Origin of the sequence: Caldicellulosiruptor diazotrophicus (assembly GCF_017347585.1) — a bacterium.
Classification (GTDB): Bacteria; Bacillota; Thermoanaerobacteria; order Caldicellulosiruptorales; family Caldicellulosiruptoraceae; genus Caldicellulosiruptor; species Caldicellulosiruptor diazotrophicus.
Genome location: NZ_AP024480.1, coordinates 207,024 through 225,580, shown reverse-complemented (window position 1 = coordinate 225,580; position 18,557 = coordinate 207,024). Strand labels below are relative to the sequence as shown.

The 18,557-nt window shown below is 35.8% G+C and carries 15 protein-coding genes; 5 read left to right on the top strand and 10 right to left on the bottom strand.

Translation table 11 applies throughout. The features are described from left to right. Positions 1–127: 127 nt before the first annotated feature. The 9 genes from CaldiYA01_RS00890 to CaldiYA01_RS00850 all read right to left on the bottom strand — a co-directional run bounded on the left by CaldiYA01_RS00890 (position 128) and on the right by CaldiYA01_RS00850 (position 10,150). Entirely contained in the window at positions 128–1,546 is a 1,419-nt protein-coding gene (locus tag CaldiYA01_RS00890) for a S41 family peptidase (protein ID WP_207180441.1), read from the bottom strand. A 72-nt stretch (positions 1,547–1,618) separates the two neighbouring features. Further along, positions 1,619–3,073: an S-layer homology domain-containing protein gene (locus tag CaldiYA01_RS00885; RefSeq protein ID WP_207180439.1), complete on the bottom strand. Its 1,455-nt coding sequence runs from the start codon at positions 3,071–3,073 to the stop codon at positions 1,619–1,621. A gap of 35 nt (positions 3,074–3,108) precedes the next feature. Further along, the gene (locus CaldiYA01_RS00880; RefSeq protein WP_207180437.1) at positions 3,109–6,138 is read right to left on the bottom strand and encodes an S-layer homology domain-containing protein; all 3,030 of its coding nucleotides are present in this window, start codon (positions 6,136–6,138) and stop codon (positions 3,109–3,111) included. A 41-nt stretch (positions 6,139–6,179) separates the two neighbouring features. Beyond that, positions 6,180–7,166, bottom strand: coding sequence for a tRNA dihydrouridine synthase DusB (dusB, locus tag CaldiYA01_RS00875; protein WP_207180435.1), 987 nt, complete (start codon positions 7,164–7,166; stop codon positions 6,180–6,182). Between the two features lie 11 nt (positions 7,167–7,177). Then, positions 7,178–7,423: a type VII toxin-antitoxin system MntA family adenylyltransferase antitoxin gene (mntA, locus tag CaldiYA01_RS00870; protein ID WP_307729586.1), complete on the bottom strand. Its 246-nt coding sequence runs from the start codon at positions 7,421–7,423 to the stop codon at positions 7,178–7,180. Between the two features lie 109 nt (positions 7,424–7,532). After that, positions 7,533–8,237 (bottom strand): TraX family protein, encoded by a 705-nt coding sequence (locus CaldiYA01_RS00865; RefSeq protein WP_207180433.1) that lies wholly within the window; start codon positions 8,235–8,237, stop codon positions 7,533–7,535. A gap of 153 nt (positions 8,238–8,390) precedes the next feature. Next, entirely contained in the window at positions 8,391–9,089 is a 699-nt protein-coding gene (locus tag CaldiYA01_RS00860; protein WP_207180431.1) for a hypothetical protein, read from the bottom strand. Continuing rightward, on the bottom strand, positions 9,086–9,778 hold the full coding sequence (locus CaldiYA01_RS00855; protein WP_207180429.1) for an ABC transporter ATP-binding protein: 693 nt from the start codon (positions 9,776–9,778) through the stop codon (positions 9,086–9,088). Before CaldiYA01_RS00855 ends, CaldiYA01_RS00860 begins: the two co-directional genes overlap by 4 nt. 6 nt (positions 9,779–9,784) lie before the next feature. Beyond that, the gene (locus CaldiYA01_RS00850; protein ID WP_207180427.1) at positions 9,785–10,150 is read right to left on the bottom strand and encodes a GntR family transcriptional regulator; all 366 of its coding nucleotides are present in this window, start codon (positions 10,148–10,150) and stop codon (positions 9,785–9,787) included. Positions 10,151–10,302: 152 nt separating this feature from the next. Between CaldiYA01_RS00850 and CaldiYA01_RS00845 the strand changes: the two genes are divergently transcribed. The 5 genes from CaldiYA01_RS00845 to CaldiYA01_RS00825 all read left to right on the top strand — a co-directional run bounded on the left by CaldiYA01_RS00845 (position 10,303) and on the right by CaldiYA01_RS00825 (position 16,084). Beyond that, on the top strand, positions 10,303–11,259 hold the full coding sequence (locus CaldiYA01_RS00845; RefSeq protein WP_207180425.1) for an ATP-binding cassette domain-containing protein: 957 nt from the start codon (positions 10,303–10,305) through the stop codon (positions 11,257–11,259). A 47-nt stretch (positions 11,260–11,306) separates the two neighbouring features. Next, positions 11,307–12,113 (top strand): ABC transporter permease, encoded by an 807-nt coding sequence (locus tag CaldiYA01_RS00840; RefSeq protein ID WP_207180418.1) that lies wholly within the window; start codon positions 11,307–11,309, stop codon positions 12,111–12,113. A gap of 144 nt (positions 12,114–12,257) precedes the next feature. Next, on the top strand, positions 12,258–12,932 hold the full coding sequence (locus tag CaldiYA01_RS00835; RefSeq protein ID WP_207180416.1) for a response regulator transcription factor: 675 nt from the start codon (positions 12,258–12,260) through the stop codon (positions 12,930–12,932). Next, entirely contained in the window at positions 12,929–14,002 is a 1,074-nt protein-coding gene (locus CaldiYA01_RS00830) for a sensor histidine kinase (protein WP_207180414.1), read from the top strand. The genes CaldiYA01_RS00835 and CaldiYA01_RS00830 overlap by 4 nt, the downstream gene beginning before the upstream one ends. Positions 14,003–14,080: 78 nt before the next feature. Beyond that, positions 14,081–16,084: a rhamnogalacturonan lyase family protein gene (locus CaldiYA01_RS00825; RefSeq protein WP_207180413.1), complete on the top strand. Its 2,004-nt coding sequence runs from the start codon at positions 14,081–14,083 to the stop codon at positions 16,082–16,084. Between the two features lie 67 nt (positions 16,085–16,151). Here the strand turns inward: CaldiYA01_RS00825 and CaldiYA01_RS00820 are convergent, their stop codons facing one another. Then, positions 16,152–18,467 (bottom strand): glycoside hydrolase family 3 N-terminal domain-containing protein, encoded by a 2,316-nt coding sequence (locus CaldiYA01_RS00820; protein ID WP_207180412.1) that lies wholly within the window; start codon positions 18,465–18,467, stop codon positions 16,152–16,154. Positions 18,468–18,557: the final 90 nt, after the last annotated feature.

Sequence of the window (18,557 nt, the reverse complement as noted above, 5' to 3'; positions counted from 1 at the left end):
ATACCTTAAATATATTTTAATTTTTAATTTGCATATTTTCAATGAATTTTATATACAATTTTTTAGAAAACAAAAAGGCTTTTGCCGTACTCACTTTTAAAATGTCGGCAAAAGCCCTGTAACTTTCTTACTTTCCAGTTTTGAAATACTGGATTGCTCGCTGTAACTGTTTGTCAACATATTTGGAATTTACAAACTCTGAAAACTTTTCATTTAACTTTTTCTGTGTGGTTATATCAAGCACTCCAGAAGGATAAAGCTTATTGTCTTTCTGGAACTTTTTAACTGCAGCTACTGTGCTATCATCCATCTTAGCTGTCCAGTTATCCAAATATCCAAGGTAGAAAAGCCTTTGCTGAGCTGCCAAAACCTCCAAGTCCATATCACCTTTTTTGAACTTCTTGGTTGCGCTCAGGCTCAAAATCTTATCAGGTCCAAACTGGGAGAGTGAGTCGTCCTGAACCTCTATGTCTGGCACAACACCTTTCCCTTCAACATAATAGCCAGACGGTGATTTGTACTTTGCAACAGTCACTTTCGCCACGTACCCTTTTTTTGTGTCTGTCTCAGGAAGACTTACTAAGGTCTGTACAGTTCCTTTGCCATACGTTTTTGTGCCAATCACAACCCCTACTTTTCTGTCTTTTATTGCCTGGGCAAAAATCTCTGAAGCAGATGCGCTCGACTCGTTTGTTAAAACTGCAAGTCTATACTTTGGATTTTTGTTCTTAGACTTGTACTCATCTTTAAAGGTGTTGTACTCAATTGTTACAATGGGTCCTTCTGGCACAAAATATTCACATATCTTTACAACCTCATCCAAAAGTCCGCCGGGGTTGTTTCGAATATCAAAAATAATGTTCTTAATACCTTTTTTGTCAAACTCATCAAGAGCTTTCTTGACATCATTTGAACACCCTTGGGTAAACTGTGTGAGTTTAATATAACCTATATTATCATCAAGTACCTTATACTCGACAACAGGAATCTTTATCTTTCTTCTGACAATAGAAAATCTGTAAGTCTTGCCATCTCTTAAGATGTCAATCACAACAGTTGTGCCTTCCTGCCCGCGAATGAGTTTAACAGCATCATCTGTTGTCTTCCCAACCAGAGACTTTCCATCTGCTGCGATGATTTTATCTCCAACCTTTAGCCCCGCTTCTTTTGCAGGTGTTCCGTCAAAAACTCCAACAACAACTATGTAGTCTTCTTGTTTTTCTATCTGGATACCTATTCCTGAAAACTCACCATTTACGCTCTGGGTAAAGTCCTGAGCCTGCTGTGGTTTCATGTATTCTGAATATTTGTCAAGGCTCTTAAAAAGCCCTGTAAACATCATATCAATAAGCTCATCATAACTGTACTTGCCTATATGATACACCTTTGCAACCTGTAATACCTTTTTGATATAATCCATCTGCTTGTCTGTAGGAAAATCAGTTGAGATTATAAAAAACTGAGAATACACAGGAACTGCAACAAAGATAGAAAGTGCAAGCATTACAGCTACAATTTTTATTAAAAGCTTTTTGTTAATTCTCATCTCTCTGGCCTCCACATCTTAATTTTTTGTATGCTCAAAATCTACTACTTTAAACCTTTTCTAATTTAACCGTTAATCCGAGCTAAAGAGGCTCATGTCAAGATATCTTCTTGCGAGTGTGTCTCTTAAAAAGTTTATGAGGTTATAAACAAGGTTTGCAGCAGTGCCTTTTGTAAGCCTTTGCTGCGGCAAAAAGTTATTATCCTCAGTTCCAACCATTATCTTTTCATCCTTCAATACCTTAACAGCATCCTTTGCCCAAACAGGAATATTATCGTCGTCAAGGTAATCTGTTTGAGTGATTGGCTGGGTTACCTTTTTGTCAAAACCAAGCACCTTTGAGATGACAACAGCAGCTTCCGCTCTGGTTATATAGTCTTCCGGCTTGAAATACTCAGCACTTTTGCCTCTCATCAGCCCTGCTTTTGTGACTGCGTATATGTAACCATAATACTTGTGATTGAGCGGCACATCCCTGTATATCCACTTTTTCTGCACCATCCTGGGATTGTAATAGCTTGAATATATGTTGAGCGCATCCATCAAAAGCTTGGCAAACTGAGCACGGGTTATATACTCTGTGGGATTAAAATCAGTGGCACTGTCAAATCCGCCAAAAGCAAAGCAGGTGTTCACAGCATCCTCATACTCATATCCCTTTACTTTTGGAAGAGTGGGCGCAATTGCCATCTTGATAACCGGGTTTTTTTCGATATTTTTTTCCACTTTACCTCTCTGTCTAATTGTTAAAACTTCACCTGTCTTTGTAAATGTCGGAAGATTATATACAGCCACGAAATTCCCTTCGACCTTTGACTTTAGCACATACGTCCCTGGAATGCTTGATGGAAGGTTATTCTGTTGAAATTCCAAAATGGTCTTTTGCACAAGAGCTATATTATAGTTGATATTTGCAAACCATGAAGATGTTTCTATTCTCTGGGCTATTTTCTGAAATTCGCCAGAACCCCAGTATCCGTCGTAACCGTAGTTTTTACCTTCGATAGTAATCTTCAGGCCTTTATCATATATCTTTTCAAGCGTCCACTGACCCTGAAAAAAGCTCACAGCCGGGTTTGTATCAACTGCAGTGGACTTTGAAAACGAATAGTTCTGTAGATTGTAAGTAGCACTATCTACCGTGAGTGTCTCCTTGTATGTGCTGATTGTATACTCCTTTGTTATACTCCCATTTTGAAGCTTTGTCAAGGTGCCTTTTAAACTTACAGTTCTTTTTACTGAGATTTTTCCAGTAGAATCTTTAAGGTCATAATTGTAAGAAAGAGTCTCATTATTTGCGGCCCTTTTTATCTTAGCATCAATAATGCCTGAAAGAAGTATAGGTTTTCCCGTTATAAACGTATATTCATAGTATTCAATCTTGGTCTTTTTTGGGTCAGGGTCTTTGTATGCTGAAATTCCACCTTCGTATCCTAAATATCCTTCCTCACCAAAAGCAACCTGCCAGCCAAAAATAAAAAGTACACACAAAAACATAATTACCGCTATTGGATATCTTTTGTTCAATTTTTAAACTTCCCCCTTTTTTGCAATAAAAGCTCTCAGTAATTTACAAGAACAATCGATGGCGTTAATACCGATTTTGAGATGTCAAAACTGCTCTGAGGAACAAGTAACAAAACCCTGTCGCCAAACTGCGGCATTCTATCTGTTAAGTTCCCTCCTGCGTCTATCAAAACTGCTTGAGTGGTGTCAAGGGTAAAACTTTTATCAATTCTGTTCCATGTCTGGGTCATCATATCGTTGTACTGGACATTTAGAATCTTCATGTCCTTGCCAACCACGCCTGTTACAATGTATCCACCAAAACTTGCATCAATTATCACATTTGCGTACTTACCATTGTGAATGATATACACACTCTTGTTTTTCAGATTCAATATCTCTTTCGGGCTGCCAAGTCCATATACATCGCACAAAACTGTCTGTGTATCATAAAGAAGAGTTAACTTGCTCGGAACATACTGCCATCCTCTCTGACCATCTAAATAGACATAGTCTTTCACAGTGATATATTCAAGCTCTGAAATGTCTTGTACCTGCCCGCGAACAAATACGGGTTTTGATATACCTTCCTGGTACTTTGCTATAACAATGGTGTCCTGGCTTGCAACGCCAATTATTTCATCCCCAACCTTGAAGCTTGCAGGGGTCAAAAGCCCGTTTACAACAGTATACGTTTTGTTTCCTATCGAATATCTATTTCCAGATATTACCACCGAATTTGAAGATGTCATGCTTACCTCGCCCTGTATCTTGGTAAAAGAACCTCTTGATATTGCCACAATGGTGTCCAAAACCTCCTGTGAAAATCTTTCCTTTGTCACAACTACAACAGGTAAGTTTTGTAGCTTTGAAAGTGATGCAAGAAAGCTGCCATCTAAAATGAATTTCAAATCAGATGGAATCTGGAAAGAAAGCCAGGTATACAGCGGTTCAAATGCGTTGTTTCTTAAAATCTGGATGTCAGAAAGATATAAAACATTTCCATTGACCGTTCCTTTTGCAATGTAGATATTTTTTACATATTCATTCCCTGATATCTCTATTCTGCGTATGTACGCTGAGCTTCCAAAAAAGCTCCCACTGAGCTTCACATACTGACCTGGCATAATATCCTTTAAAGTTACAGAAATCCCATTTTTTATAATATCAACGTTGTCATTTATTTCATATGGTCCATATATTCTTCCATCGATATTGACAATTATTTTTTGTGGAAGACCACTTGCAAGGCTTCTTACAACATTTTCAATCTTTGCAACTTTACTCTGCAGGTTTGAACTTGCTGTGACTGTGCGCACAAAATCGCCGCTAAAATAGAGGAAAACAACATCGCCTGGCAAAAGGCTGTCTAAAGAAGCATTTTGACCATCCTTTTTCACTTTTAGCCCAAGCTTTTTTGAAAATCTGTAGCTCTTCTTTGCGCCTTCCTGGTTGTAAATTTCAAGATACCCCAAGTTTGAATCTACCTCATACAAAATACCGGCAACTATATCTTCCGATTTCTCATCATATATGGTGCTAAGGTACTGTACATACCCGCAAGCTGTACCTGCCAAAACTTTCATACCCTCATAAAAATCATTCTTCGAAAGAACTCTTGAAAAATCACCTTTATCAATGTAGACTGTATCTGGTGAAAGAAGATACTCTGTTAGCTGTCCATTTTGACTGAGTACAATCCTGTCCTTTGTTATTCTTGAGATTATTCCCTGTATTCTTTCAATTTCAGGGCTGTCAAGTGAAAGCAATGTTATGGCATCTGCTCTGTCTTTTTGGACTTTAACCTGTACAAGATTTCCTACATTCAATTCTGAAAAGTTTAAACTCTTTCCTGAGTTTGTATCATAGATTGTAGCTTTGGGATGTAAACTCAGGTTGTAAACTTTACCATCCGGCAGTTTTACTGAAAATGTCATCTTTTTAGCATCAATTCTGGAGATTACACCCTTTATATTTTCCTGACCAGGCCTTTGCAAAATGCTGGCCAGCACAACCTCGTTCTTGCTATTTACATAAAAGGCTACATAGTCCCCTTTTTGAAGATAGGAAGAGCTTAAAAAGTTTCCATCTGCTATTACTCCAAAATCCTGTTTGCCAGGGTTAACAGTAATATTTACATCATTTCCGTTGTCATCTTCACAGACAAAAACCATTTTATCGGTATTAAACTTCTGAATGTCTTTTATCTCAAGCTTTATCTCTTTTAATCCATTTGCTGAAAGGATATTTGGTTTGAGACCCCCAAGGATAAATGCCAAATCTTCATATGTTATGTAGTCGTCTGGATGAAGATACCCATCAGACCTTCCAACAAGAACACCATTTTTCAAAAGAGTATTAATTGAACTTAAAAACTTACTGTCAATTCTGTTATAATCAGGGTAAGTTTTAGCTAAATTCTCATAACTTAAAGGTATCTTGAACACTTTTACAACCCATAAACAAACTTCCTGACGGGTAGCTGGAGCAGACCTTACAAATATCAAATCGTCATACGAATATGGTCTTCCTTCATACACAGCTTTTGCAATGGTATCATCATTTTTCTTTATCAGCTGCTGGGTCATCTTCTCATGTTCTTTTTCACTTGGCTGCACCTGTGTCAGTGCATCCTGATACTCTTTTTTAGACAAAATTTTCATATCATATGCAAGCTGAATATATCCAAGATAAAGATAGTTGTATGGCTTTACAAGCTTCTGACCTGATGGTCTTTTTAGTTCCAGCTTTTCAGCCCTCACAAAAGCATCCTGCTGTCTGCCTGCGCTGTTTAAAATTACAGACAGCGCCTCTTCCTTTGACAGTGTATCAGAAGGGTTTATCTTCTGTCTTGCAACAGTGTTAAAAAAGCCCAAGGCTGATAAAAACAAAAACGAATCTCTTGCCAGGGCGTTTTGAGGCAAGTTCACAATTTGAGTATTTTTGGCTATCTTGCCGAAGATGCTGCTTGCTATATACTCCTGAGCAGCTTGGATTTTTTCAATAGTGAGTATCAAAAAAAACAAAATCAAAACTACCCAGCTTATTAATCTATATAAGGTTATTGTTTTCATCTTATTTTTCATTTTAAAAATCCCCCGCCTTAATTTTGCTTAAAAATTCTGTCCTATAAGATATTATCGACAAAGCTTTCTTTTTTCTCAAGAGAAGATGCAAGCTCTTCAAGAAACTCTAAAAGCTCTGTGGCATTATTTATTCTGTTAATTTTATCCCTTATCTTAGCAGCATTCTCAATTCCTTTCACAAAAAAACTAAGATGCTTTCTTGCTTCCAAGACTGCCATCTTATCGCCTCTTTCGCTGCAAAGCTGCGTGAAAAACTCAATCGCAACTCTTATCTTCAAATTAGGCAAGACCTTAGTTTCAACATACCCCTTTTCAAACCCTTCTTTGATCTGAAGAAACACCCAAGGGTTCCCAAGCGCTGCTCTTCCTATCATGATGCTATCAGCTCTTGTTACTTCATATGCTCTTTTTGCCGACTCAAAATCAGTTATATCACCATTTGCAACAACCGGAATCTTTACCTTTTCTTTTACCTTTCTTATTATCTCCCAGTCAGCTTTCCCAGAGTACAGCTGAGCCCTTGTTCTTCCATGAACTGTCACAAAAGAGGCTCCGCTTTCTTGCAGGATGTATGCAAATTCAGGAGCATTAATATTTTCATCATCAAATCCTTTTCGAATTTTGACAGATACAGGTTTTCTACTCACCTTTGCAACCTCTTCGACTATCTTCGCAGCCAAAGAAGGATTTTTCATAAGAGCGCTTCCTTCGCCACTTTTTACAATCTTTGGAACAGGACAGCCCATGTTTATGTCAATAAAATCGTATTCAAATTCATCCTGCAGGATTTTCACCGACTCTGCCATAACTTCAGCGTCGCTCCCAAAAATTTGAATACCTCTTATCTTCTCTTCCTCTGAAAATGAAATGAGATTCCTTGTTTTTGAACTCCCAAGAACAAGTGCTTTGCTCGATACCATCTCTGTAATGGTTACGTCTGCACCAAACTTGCTACACAGACTTCTGAAAGTCTTATCAGTAAACCCTGCCATGGGCGCTAAGAAAATTTTTCCTTTGATGTCAAGCATATTTTATACTATCAACTCCTTTTTAAATCCACTAAATCTACATCTCTGTTTAGTTTATCTGCAAGCTCTTGCGAAATTCTAAACCTCTCAATATTTGATACTTCTTTATCAGAAAAAAATGCAATGTCAATATCACTATCTTGCCTAAAATTTCCTTTGGCAAGAGAACCAAAAGTAATTATAAGCCAAGGCGATATTTCCTTCTTTAAAATCTCCACAACTACCTTTTTTATTTCCTGAATGTCAATCTCAGGCATGCCTTTTTACCTTCTTTTTCTTTAAAAACTTTAATGTAATAATCTACTTATAGAAATATTTTACCACACATCAAGGTTTATAAGCTCACAAATTTATGAGATTCATCTTTTATAAATATCTCAGCAGCTTGCCAATAAAAACTAAAAACAGCATGTGCACGGGATAGAACCAGTAAAAAAAGTATTTATTGAGCTTAAATTCAAAGTCAACTGGAAGCATTCTCACAAAAAGTATCAATACCACACTCAAAATAGAATATACTTGGAGCTGCCAGCCCATTAGATACGAAGCAAAAATTGTAAGTATTGAAAATCCTACAAGCTGCAAAATGGGTTTTTCATATAGAAAATAAAATATCAATACAGCTAAAACACCGTAAATTCCATAGTCCATTGAAACAAAGTATGATATGGCAAGCGGAACAATTACTAATACATACCATGACCTTTTGAAAAAATAAAGGCAAAGTGCTGCAAAAAAGAAGGTCACAATGACATTCAGCTCTCCATCGCCTGTCATAAGATAAAAAGGATACTGAGATATGATGGCAAATATTAAGAGCCTTTTTAAGTATTTTCTGTGGTCAGATGTGTGCAAAAACCCCACCGCCACTTGATAGGCAAATATAGGAAAAGCAATACGACCAATAATTCTTAAAATGGGCTTTTGCGGAAAATATAAATAACCTGTGTGGTCTATAAGCATTGTTACACAAGCAATAAGTTTTAATAAATTTGATTTTGTTTTAGTTAGGTCTTTTGATAGTATAGAAATATAAGGTATTGACTTTAACTTCAATACAAATTTGTCCACAGATTGTTTTCTCCTTCCATAAAGATTGTATATTGATTTATATATTTCTCCAGCTATCTACAAAATCCTTCTAATTGACAAAATAAATGGGACTGTTTTGTTTAATCTTTTACCTTAAACAGCCCCAACTAAATGGTTTTTATTTTTTAGCCTTCAGGTATCCAAGCCTTTCTTCAGAACTTTTAAGTTAAAGAAAATCAAAATGTTGTATATTGCAAAGTTAAAAAGTATAATTGCCAAGACAAACACTGGAAAGCTCAAATTTATTTTTCCTATAAAATCAGAAACCTTTATCTGAACATATCCAAGTAATACAAATATAAATACCAAACACCAACCCAATTTAAAAATGTTTTTGATAGTATTCCAGTATATAATAGCTGTTAAATACCAAAAATATATTGTTACAAAGAAAAATATAGACATTATAAAAACTTTACCCAATCCAAGAACTTTTACTATTTTTTGAAAGTCTAAAATATATTTCTCAGGGGTTATCATGATTGATCCGACTAAGTTGAACCATAATGAAAAAATTAGCACATCCAAGACAGTATGAGTAATTTCACCAAATAGAAAATGGAAAGGTTTTAACTTTGGAGAAGAAAGTAATAAAAACCTTTCTGGACTTTTAAAAATACCATTCCACTTTACAAAATGGTAAACAAGTACACCCATTAATGCTAAAAACCACCACAGCCAAACAATAACTATTTTAAGAGTTTTATCTGGTTCAACCTTCACACTTTTTGAATTAAAAGACCATATCATAGCAAAGGTTATACCCAGAATAAAGAAAATATAAAACAGCAAGCTATTTTTGTACTGGTATTTTAAATATTTTGCCATCATTTTTGATCTACCCCCTTGAAAAACTGGTTTACCGAAAGCCCAGACTTTTCTCTCAAATTTTCAGCCAAATCCATATATACAATTTTTCCTTCTTTTAGAATAATTATTTCATCAAATAGATGTTCAACCTCCGAAATTATATTAGTTGATATGATAAATGTTCTATCATTACTCATATTTTTCAAAATTAAATCCACTAAAGTCTCTCTTGATAGCGGGTCAACATATGCAAGCGGCTCGTCTAAAAGATACAGATTTGCATCTCTTGAAAGCAATAGTGCAAGTGAAAACTTTTCAATCGTACCTCTTGATAAATCATGAATCTTCATATTTTTGCTAATATTTAAAGAGTCAAGTATTGAATTTGCTTTTTCTAAGATAAAATCATCAAAAAACTCTGAGTAAAAACAAAGCGCATCTTTTACTTTCATCCATCTCGGAAAGATAATTGTATCTGGTAATAATGCAATATATTTCCGTGTTTCCACATTCACTTCTTTGCCATTTATAAAAACCTTCCCTGAGGTTGGTCTTGAAAACCCTGCAATTACTTTTAAAAGTGTAGTCTTGCCTGATCCATTTTCACCGATGAGTCCAATAATTTTGCCTTTATCAACAGAAAAACTGATATCTTTCAAAACTTCTTTTTTACCATATCTTTTAAATAGATTTTTAACCTCAAGTAACAAAAATATCTACTCCTTTCCGTTTAATTTTTTAGAAATAAAAGTCAAAATTTTGTCTTCGTCATAACCTATCTCCTTCATTGTGACGATGAAATTCTCTACTATCTTTTCAGCCATTTTTTCTTTCAACTGCTGAATAAGTTTAATATCAGTTGTGACAAAATTTCCTATTCCTCTTTCTGTCTTTGTGAGCCCTTCTCTTTCAAGTTCCTGAAAAACCCTTTGTGCTGTGTTAGGATTAATGTTAAATATTTTCGACATCTCCCTGACAGAGGGAAGTTTCTCACCAGGCTTTATTTTCCCACTAACTATTTCTTTTTTTAAATATTCTATTACCTGCAAATAAATAGGAACATTCGGTTCAAACTCAATCACTCCTCTTCCTCCCGTTATTGTGTTCTATTATGATAATACACTAATACGATAGAATTGTCAATACAAAGTCTAAAATATTTTTGTTCATATTCAATTCATAAAACCATGTTATTATTTTCTGCGAAAACTTACTGTTAAAGGAGGTATAAAAGATGGTGGAAACAGAAACTAAACCAATTGAATTAGCTATTGAAACATATAATCTTATCAAAAAATTTGGTGAAAATCGTGCAGTTGATGGTGTAAATTTAAAAGTACGTTCAGGCAGCATTTATTGTGTACTTGGTCCCAACGGATCAGGTAAAACAACAACGATAAAAATGCTGGCAACAATTTTGCGACCAGATGGTGGATGGGCACGTATTTTTGGATTTGATGTTGTCAAAGATGCTCATATTGTTCGTCAATTGATTAGTGTAACCGGTCAGTATGCATCCTTAGATGAATCTTTAAGTGGTTTAGAAAACCTGATTTTAATTGGCCAATTACTAGGACTGAATAGAAAAGAAGCAAGACGAAGAGCGAATGAGCTTTTGGAAGAATTTGATTTAATAGAAGCAGCCAAACGACCTTTGAAAAAGCTTTCAGGTGGTATGAAAAGACGGGTTGACATAGCAGCAAGTCTTATAGTTCAGAAACCTCTTATTTTTCTTGATGAACCTACAACAGGCCTTGACCCACGTACACGTAACCAAATGTGGGATATAATCCGCAGGTTAGTGAAAACTGGCTCAACTGTATTACTGACAACCCAATACCTACAAGAAGCTGAGGAACTTGCTGACCAAATTGCAGTGATAAATCACGGTAAAGTTGTTGCTGAGGGAACTGTAGATGAACTAAAAAAATCTATTGGTAATTCAACATTGCAATTAAAGATAAAAAATGCTACACAACTTGAAATTGCACAAAAAATAATTGATAACTTACTTAAAACCCACTCAACTGTCTCATTGGAAACAGGAAGTATTGTTGCCCCAATGAGTGATACTGAATTACTCGCAGATTTGATTATTGCATTGCGTGAATCAAAAATTCATATTGCTGAATTGAATGTTAAACAGCCAACACTTGACGAAGTATTTTTAGCCATTATCGACCATAATTAGAAAAATAAAAAATATTTTACTTGAGATTATATAAGGAGGTATAGATTATGAAGAATTTTTCTGTTAATTCTCAATTATTAAGAAGAAAACCAAGCTTTGTCCAGACTATACAGAACTCATTTATATTGGCTTTCCGAAGTTTACTAAAGGTTTGGCACACACCTGAACAATTAACTGATGTAACTCTTCAACCCATCTTCTTTATTCTTATGTTTGCTTATATCTTTGGCGGAGCAATTGCAGGAAATGTGGACAAATATTTACCAACTATTGTTCCTGCTATTCTTGTACAAACACTATTTAGTGCTTCAATTATCTCGGGGACACAACTGCGTGAAGATATGGAAACAGGAATATTTGATAGATTTAAGTCATTGCCAATTGCGAGAATTGCTCCATTGGCAGGTCCTCTATTGGCAGATATATTACGTTACGCGATAGCAACTTTTTCTACACTTACTACAGGATATATTATCGGTTATCGACCAGCAGGTGGAATTATAAATTTAATAATCGCCTCACTCTTTGTAATTAAATTTAGCTGGTGCATTAGTTGGGTCTTTGCATTTGTTGGTGTTGTTGCACGCACAGCTTCAAGTGTTCAAGCAATTTCAATGCTTGTAATGTTCCCGCTTATGTTTCTTTCTAATGCTTTTGTACCAGTTGAAACCATGCCTCATGCAATCCAATGGTTTGCTAAAAATAATCCTATTTCGCATATTATTACTGCTGTTCGTCAATTAACTAATACTGGCAAAATAGGTTCTGACTTTGTAATCACGCTTATTGGAATGATAATAATTGTCGGAATATTTATACCTTTAACGGTAAGGATATATTCGCAGAAAACGTAGCTTATAGGGTGTACCTTAGACGGTACACCATGTTTTTTGTATAATTTTTAATTAATATAAAATTAATGCTTGCTGTTAACAAAACTATAAAAGTGAAGGTACAATAATGATTGAATTTGTTAAAACAAAAAGAAGGTGAAACAAATGCCACGGATACTAATTGTGGACGATGACCCGCATATCAGAGAACTTGTTGCACATTTCTTGACCCTTGAAGGATTTGACATATATGAGGCAGCAAGCGGAAAAGACGCACTCAACATACTTGATATAACTAAAGTTGATTTAGTTATATTAGATATTATGATGCCAGAAATAGATGGTCTGCAGCTTTGTTATAATATTCGTAAATATTATGGCGACATACCTATTTTGATGTTAACAGTCAAGGGTGAAACAAATGATAAAGTAAAAGGATTTGAAGTGGGAGCTGACGATTATCTTGTTAAACCGTTTGACCCCCTAGAACTTGTTATCCGTGTGAAAGCTCTACTTAGACGTTATCAAATATCAACATCACAGACAATTAAAATTGGTGAGCTGTTTCTAAATAAAAAAACATATGAATGCAAAGTTGGAGAAGAAGAAATTCTTCTACCACCTAAAGAATTTGAACTACTCTTCAAGTTAGCAAGCTACCCAGGAAAAACATTTACACGTGAACAATTGATTGAAGAAATATGGGGCTATGACTATGAAGGAGATGAAAGAACTGTAGATGTCCATATTAAAAGATTAAGGGAAAAATTTTCAAAGTACCGTATTTTTGAAATTAGAACAATCCGTGGACTTGGTTATAGATTGGAGGTTATTAAATGAAGAAATTCTTTGAAATTATTAAATTTGTGTTTATAAACCTTTTCTTAATTTGTTTTGTCGCCATATTTTCTGTAATTGCTTATTTTATCACAAAAACAATTTATGCTAAGATTTTATGGCAACCACAAGAACTTGTAAGTCAAATAATTAACTTTATTCTTGGAATTATTTTAGCAGGCATTACAATAAGGTTGCTTAGTTCATTGTTAATTAAAGACCGACATGAACATCCATTCTGGAAAGAAGTAATAAATGCAATAAATAGTATTTCCAAAGGAAATTTTAATGTGCGTCTTGAAAAATATAACAATCATAATCATCCTTTTATTGAACTAATAGATGGTATTAACAATATGGCAGCAAATCTTAAGGCAATGGAAGAAATGCGTCAAGAGTTTATTTCTAATGTTTCACATGAAATTGGTTCACCTCTTACTTCCATAAGGGGATTTGCACGTGCGCTAAAGAATGAGAATTTGAGCATTGAACAAAGAAATCATTACCTCGATATTATTGAAAATGAATGCATCAGGTTATCTAAATTAAGCGAAAATCTGTTGCGTTTAACAATATTAGATTCAGAGCAGTATCCTCTTCACTTAACTACGTATCGTCTGGACAAACAAATTCAATTGACCATTCTTGAATTCGAGCCACAATGGTCTGAAAAAGATCTGGATATCTCCGTTTTTATGGAAGAAATTACAATCACAGCTGATAAAGATTTATTGAAACAAGTTTGGCAGAATCTTTTAGATAACGCAATAAAATTTTCATTTAAAGGCGGGGTTATAAAAATCCAACTTCATAAAAAAGAAACTTTTGCAATTGTAACAATTGCAGACACAGGTATAGGAATTTCTGAGAAAGACCTACCGCGTATTTTTGAACGATTTTTTAAAGCAGACAAATCTCGCAACCGTGTTGTTAGCGGTAGTGGACTTGGACTGTCAATAGTAAAAAAAATAGTAGAATTACATCATGGTGAAATTTTGGTACGAAGCCAGGTTGGGAAAGGAACAGAATTTACTATTATGTTACCTCTCAATATTAAAGAATGTACTAAATAAATGCAGATTCATCTGTAGAATAGTATTTGCTTTGATATAATAAAACTAAAAATACTTTTAAGTGAGGAATAATAAGAAATGCAAGAAAATTTAATTATTGTTCAGCAAGAGACATTTAAAGATTTTCCCATTGGTAACTTCCCTTTTGACCCTAATCACTCTGCTATGGGTGAATACCACTGTTATATTCCTGAAGGTTATCGCGGTAGATGGTATGATCCTGTTGTATATCATGGCTGGAACGGAAGTGGTCCTACGTGGATTGTAACAGAGGAAGATGGCAAAAAGTTCATGGAACAGACAAGGGTACTCGCTGCCTTAAAGAATTTGTGGCCAATGCTTGTAACAGGAGATGAGTTTTGGCAAGACTATATGGTAGAAGCTCAAGTTAGGATGCTTTCAACCTTGCCTTCAGCCCATGCAGGCATAATGTTTAGATATGTACATGCGCGCTGTTTTTATGCTCTTTTGCTTCATGACAAAAAGCTCAAACTTATCAAAAAAGACCAGGAACATCTTGAAGTCTTGGCTTGGTGTAATTTTAATTATGATTGTGATACATTTTATAATCTGAAAGTGGAATGCTGTGGCAGCAAATTAATTGGATATGTAGACAACAAAAAGATGGTAGAAGCAATTGATAGCTCATTTACAAAAGGAAAAATTGGGATTACAGCAACAATGCCTGCACAGTTTACAGATGTCAGGGTGTTGATGAACCATCAAGCTTATAAAAATTATTTGATGGTAAAAAACAATTGGGTTCAAGTTGAAAAAAATTTTCAATGCGAGTATCCTCAGCCGGTCTTATGGAAGATAATTGATTTTAAGAATTTTGGCGCAGGCAGGCAAATAAGATTTGGAAATTTACCAGAAAACAATCAGAAGTTTATGGTAATAGCCCAGCATCAAAAGCGGGTGCACAGAGATGCGTACGCCAATATCAGCTGCCTTACCGCAATTGATTTAGATGGCAGAATTCTTTGGCAGATAGGTGAAGCATCTTCACAAAAAGACCATGCATATCTTACAGCTGACCTTCCTTTTCAGGTGTGCGATGTTGACCTTGACGGGGTTGATGAGGTAATTGTGGCAAGAAACTTTAAAATCATGATTTTAGACTCTCTTACAGGAAAAATAAAAAAACAAATTCCTGCGCCTTTTTCTGATGAAACTGACAAGCTATACTCTGTGCCGTTTGGTCAATATGCCTTTGATAGGGTCAATATTGACTCAATCAGAATTGCAAACCTAACTGGCAAATCTAAGCCAACAGATATAATTGTAAAAGATAGGTACAGCAGACTTTGGGCATATGACAACAATCTTGAGCTTCTGTGGAAGTTCAATGGCAAAAACACAGGGCATTTTATGTTCACCAAAGACATTGATAGCGATGGCAAAGAAGAGGTTGTTGTAGGTTATCATCTTTTAGACCATGATGGAAAGCTTATCTGGACTTTACCCATTGAATCTGACCACACTGATGAGATTGTAATAGGTCCAATTGACCCTGAGAGAAATGAAGATATCATTGCGATGGCATGTGGTGATGAAGGCCTTGTACTCTCTGACCTTAAAGGCAATATTATAAAGCGACATTTAATAGGTCATGCTCAAAGAATAAGTGTTGGGAACTACCGACCTGATCTTAAGGGATATGAGATATGCGTAACTACTTACTGGGGATATCAAGGAATAATATACATCTTTGATTGTAAAGGGAATCTTCTGCATCAGTTCGAATCACCAGTACCTGGAAATATAATAACACCTGTCAACTGGACGGGGGACGGAAAAGATTTAATACTTCTAAGCGGTCATGTTCAGCATGGTGGAATGATTGATGGTTTTGGAAGAAGGGTTGTAACTTTCCCTGATGATGGTCATCCAATCCTTTGTGCAGATAGCATTGATTTGACAGGTGACGGCAGAGATGAGATATTGCTGTGGGATGAAAAGAAAATGTATATTTATACCCAGCAAGACAATGGCATTAAATCAGACGTGCTTGTTCCAAATAAATACTCCACTATAAATGGTTCAAACTATAGAGGGGAGTACTCTTTTTATAACACTTAAATTATAGCACTTAAAAAACAAGGGACTGACGCTACTTATTAGCATCAGTCCCTTATCATTTTTAAGTTTATTCACACCATGCACGGCTAAGATAATTTTTGATTTCTTTTGCATCTTTCTTTTCGCCCACAATCTCAAATATCCCTGTAAACTTTATGTCCTCTGAAGATGCCCCTACCATGACCTCAACAGTGCCGGGTGAGATTACCCTGTTCATATCATAATCATAGTATGCAAACTGGTCTGGGAAGATTTCAAATACAACTTTCTTCTTTTCACCAGGTTTTAAGTGAACTCTCTTGTATGCCTTTAGCTCTTTTACAGGTCTTGTTACTAAAAACTCTTCTTTTCTTGTATACAGCTGAACTACCTCATCGCCTTCATAGTTTCCTGTATTTTCTATCTCAACTGAGATTTTTATGCTCTCATCCATTGTAATTTTTTCTTTTTCAATAGTAAGATTTTTGTATTCAAAAGTTGTATACGAAAGACCATAACCAAATGGTAAAAATGGCTTTGAAGACATTTCAACATAGTCCCCATGCCAGCACGACTTTCCACCGGATGGCTTGTGACCATAGTATACCGGTACTTGTCCAACATCTCTTGGGAATGAAATTGCAAGTTTTCCACCCGGATTGTACTTTCCAAAGATAACATCTGCAATTGCCTCTGCACCCTCTTCGCCCGGGAACCAAGCTTCAAGAATAGCTTTGGACTTTTGCCAGAAATTTTCGAGCGCAACAGGTCGACCGTTTACAAGAATAACAACAATGTTTTGATTTACTTTTGAAATTTCTTCTATCAGCTCTTCCTGAACACCTGGAAGTTTTAAGCTTGCTCTATCTCTTGACTCACCAGATGTGCAGTCAAGTTTTAACCCTGCCTTGTCACCAACTACAACTATAACAACATCTGCGCCCTGGGCAGCTTTTTTAGCTTCTTCAAAGCTGGACTTATCTTGAGAGTTTACATCACAACCTTTTGCATAGACTACCTCTGTATGCTTACCTATTCTTTCTTTTATAACTTCATATACAGATTTAATATTTACAACCTTCTTGACAAATGCATCTTCATCGCCGAGGTCAACCTCTTCTTTCATAAAGAACATTTCTGTTGTTGATATGTGTGCTGGATAAGAATAATCACCAAGAAGGTTTCTAACTGAGTTAGCATTAGGTCCTATCACAGCAACTTTCTTTAGGTCATCTTCTTTAAGTGGCAATATACCGTCGTTTTTCAAAAGAACCATAGACTCTTGGGCAACTTTTCTTGCAAGGCTTCTTTGTTCTTCATTGTCAAAAAGTTCTATAATATTTTCTGTTTTTACAAATGGATTGTCAAAAAGTCCGAGCCTGAACTTCATCTCTAAAACTCTCTTCACAGCTGCATCAACAACTGCCATATCAAACTTGCCTTCCTTTAATGCCTCAATAAACTTCTCTGTAAAACACTCTATTCTTGGAAGCTCAATATCAAGTCCTGCCCAAAGAGAAATATACGCTGCTTCTTCATAAGTTTTAACCGACTTATGATAGTCTAAGATATTTTTAACACCACTGTAGTCTGACACAAATATTCCATCGAATCCCCATTCGTCCCTTGCAATTTCGGTCAAAAGCTTCCTATTTGCATGACAAGGAATTCCGTCAATTTCATGGTAAGCTGGCATAATTGATTTCAAGCCTGCCACCTTTACAGCAACCTCAAATGGATAAAGATACACTTCTCTTAGCTCTCTTTCAGGAATGTGAACAGGCGCCCAGTTCATCCCACCTTCTGACATTGCATAACCAACAAAATGTTTGCCTGTTGCAATAATCTTTTCTTCAAAGTTGTTGCCCTGAATTCCTTCAACATAACTTACTGCCATATTTGCAACAAGGTATGGATCTTCACCAAACGTCTCTTCAACTCTTCCCCATCGTGCATCCCTTGCAACATCAATCAGCGGTGCCAAAGCCTGATGCGCACCTACAGCTTTCATCTGCAGCCTTATAACTTTTGCCATCTCTTTTACAAGTTCATTGTCAAAAGTGCAGGCAACACCAATGCTCTGTGGAAATACTGTTGCTTTGCTTGCCATAAAACCAGAACAAGATTCTTCATGGATTATCGCAGGAATTTTGAGCCTTGTGTTTTCAATCAAAAACTTTTGGATTTGGTTTGCTGCCTCTAAAGCCTGTTGAGGTGTGAAATTGCTCGCACCTGCAACCCTTGTAATCTGGCCAATACCATGAGGAATTACTTTCTTTGCTTTTTCTTCAGAAAATTGGTTGTTTTCCAAAATATCCTTTACAAGCACACTTGTGAGCTGATACACCTTTTCTTCAACTGTCATTTGCTTTAAAAGCTCGTTTACTTTCTTTTCAATTGACACTTTTACTTGCACCTCCAAATATGATTTTCAAAAAAACTTTGTGCTGGGGGTAGAAAACGGTTTCAAAATAATTAAAACATAAATAGTGTG